1 protein-coding gene and 1 pseudogene are annotated in these 2,107 nt (G+C 73.4%); both read left to right on the forward strand.

The window, feature by feature from the left end; translation table 11 throughout:
* A pseudogene (locus ACSNOG_RS32575) lies at positions 1–263 on the forward strand (glycosyl transferase); the annotation flags it as partial.
* A gap of 205 nt (positions 264–468) precedes the next feature.
* Positions 469–1,974 carry an MFS transporter gene (locus ACSNOG_RS32580; RefSeq protein ID WP_436756310.1) on the forward strand — a complete coding sequence of 502 codons (1,506 nt, stop codon included), beginning with the start codon at positions 469–471 and terminating at the stop codon, positions 1,972–1,974.
* The last annotated feature ends 133 nt before the right edge of the window (positions 1,975–2,107 follow it).

Genomic DNA, 2,107 nt, shown 5'->3' on the forward strand with positions numbered 1-2,107 from the left:
GGCCCCAGGGGGCTCGGTGGGACGGCGGCCCTGTTCGGCCCGGCGGGCCCGAGGGCTCCGGTGCCCCGCGGGCGGGCGGGCGCATGGGCGGGCTGCTCGGCGGGCAGCGCGTGAGCGCCGCCGCGGCCGCCGCCGTGAAGAAGGGCGCCTCCTCGTACGGCTGGGCGGCCGCCTACCAGCTCGCGACCCGGGCGCCGGTGATGGCCGCAGTCGGCTTCAACCGCAGCGATCCGTCACCGACGCTGCGGCAGTTCGCCGCGTAGGTCGCGGCCGGGGAGGTGCACTCCTTCATCGCCGCCGGCGGAGCGCGGGGCGGCTCGGCCTCCGCCTCTGCCTCCGCTTCCCCCTCCGCCTCCGCGGAGATCACGGCCTGGTGGAGGCCCGGAAGTAAAGGCTTGTACGGCGTAGAGGAACTCTTGTACGGTGTACATCGCCAGCCGGTCATACGCTGTACAAGGGGGATCTCGCATGTCTGCGCCGACCACGGAGTCACCAAGCGCCGCCGCCGGAGCGCGGCCGGAGCGCAACCCCACGCGGTGGGTGGTGCTCGCCGTGATCTGCCTCGCGCAGCTCACGGTCCTGCTCGACAACACCGTGCTCACGGTCGCCATCCCTTCCCTCACGGAGGAGATGGGCGCCGCGACGTCCGACATCCAGTGGATGATCAACGCCTACTCGCTGGTCCAGGCCGGTCTGCTGCTCACCGCGGGCAGCGCCGCCGACCGCTACGGACGCAAGAAGCTGCTCGCCGCCGGACTCGCCCTCTTCGGCATCGGCTCGCTCGCCGCGGGCCTGTCCGAGACCACCGGGCAGCTGATCGTCGCCCGCGCCGGCATGGGCATCGGCGGAGCGCTGCTGATGACGACCACGCTCGCCGTGATCGTCCAGGTCTTCGACGAGGAGGAGCGGACCAAGGCGATCGGGCTGTGGGGCGCGGTCAGCTCGCTCGGCTTCGCCGCCGGGCCGCTGATCGGCGGGGCGCTCCTCAACCACTTCTGGTGGGGCTCGATCTTCCTGATCAACCTGCCGGTGGCGGTCCTCGGCCTGCTGGCCGTCCTCAAGTGGGTGCCCGAGTCCAAGAACCCGGCCGGTGAGCGGCCCGACCTGCTCGGTGCGCTGCTGTCCACGATCGGCATGACCGGCGTGACCTTCGCGATCATCTCCGGGCCGGGGGACGGCTGGACGTCCGCGCGGGTGCTCGTCGCCGGGGGTGTGGGTGTCGTGGTGCTGGCGGCGTTCGCCGTGTGGGAGCGGCGGGCTCCGTACCCCATGCTCGACATGCACTTCTTCCGCAACAGCCGGTTCGTGGGTGCGGTCTCCGGCTCCATCCTCGTCGCCTTCGGCATGGGCGGATCGTTCTTCCTGCTCACCCAGCACCTACAGCTCGTGCTCGGGTACGACCCGCTGCAGACCGGCCTGCGGATGTCGCCGCTGGCGCTGGTCATCATCGTCCTGAACCTGACGGGCGTCGGGGCGCGCCTCCTGCCGAAGGTCGGCACGCCCGTGTCCATCGCGGGCGGCATGGGGCTGCTGGCGGCCGGGCTCGCGGCGATCGCGACGCTCGGGGCGGACGGGTACGGCGGCATGCTGTTCGGGCTCGTGCTGATGGGCACCGGCATCGCGCTGGCCATGCCGGCCATGGCCACGGCGATCATGTCCGCGATCCCGCCGGAGAAGGCGGGCGTCGGCGCCGGGCTCAACGGCACGCTGCAGGAGTGCGGCAACGGGCTCGGTGTGGCCGTGCTCGGCGCGGTGCTGAACTCGCGCTTCGCCGCGCTGGTCCCTGCGGTGGCCGCGGGGGCGGGGTCGCTGCCGGCGGCGCTGGCGGACGCCCGTACGGACGGGGAGCGTGCGGCGATCGCTGACGCGTTCGCCACGGGTGTGCACACCAGTCAGCTGGTGGGCGCGGCGGCGGTGCTGGCGGGCGGCCTCGTCGCCGCGCTCCTCCTGCGGAGAGCGGAACGCTCGAAGTAACGGTTCCCCGGCGGGGGGCGCCCTCTTCGCGGGGGGTATTTCCGCCGCGGCGGCGATCAGCCGTCGCGGCGGCTTCGGCGGTGCCGTTCCGCCCTGCGGCGGGCTGGGCACCGCCGGGTAGGTGGGTGGGGGG

Origin of the sequence: Streptomyces sp. URMC 124, from assembly GCF_051386455.1 — a bacterium.
Classification (GTDB): domain Bacteria; phylum Actinomycetota; class Actinomycetes; order Streptomycetales; family Streptomycetaceae; genus Streptomyces.

What these genes read in the sequence shown, in the direction of transcription:
- ACSNOG_RS32580 (WP_436756310.1), top strand. Translation starts at nt 469, where the DNA reads ATGTCTGCGCCGACCACGGAGTCACCAAGCGCCGCCGCCGGAGCGCGG.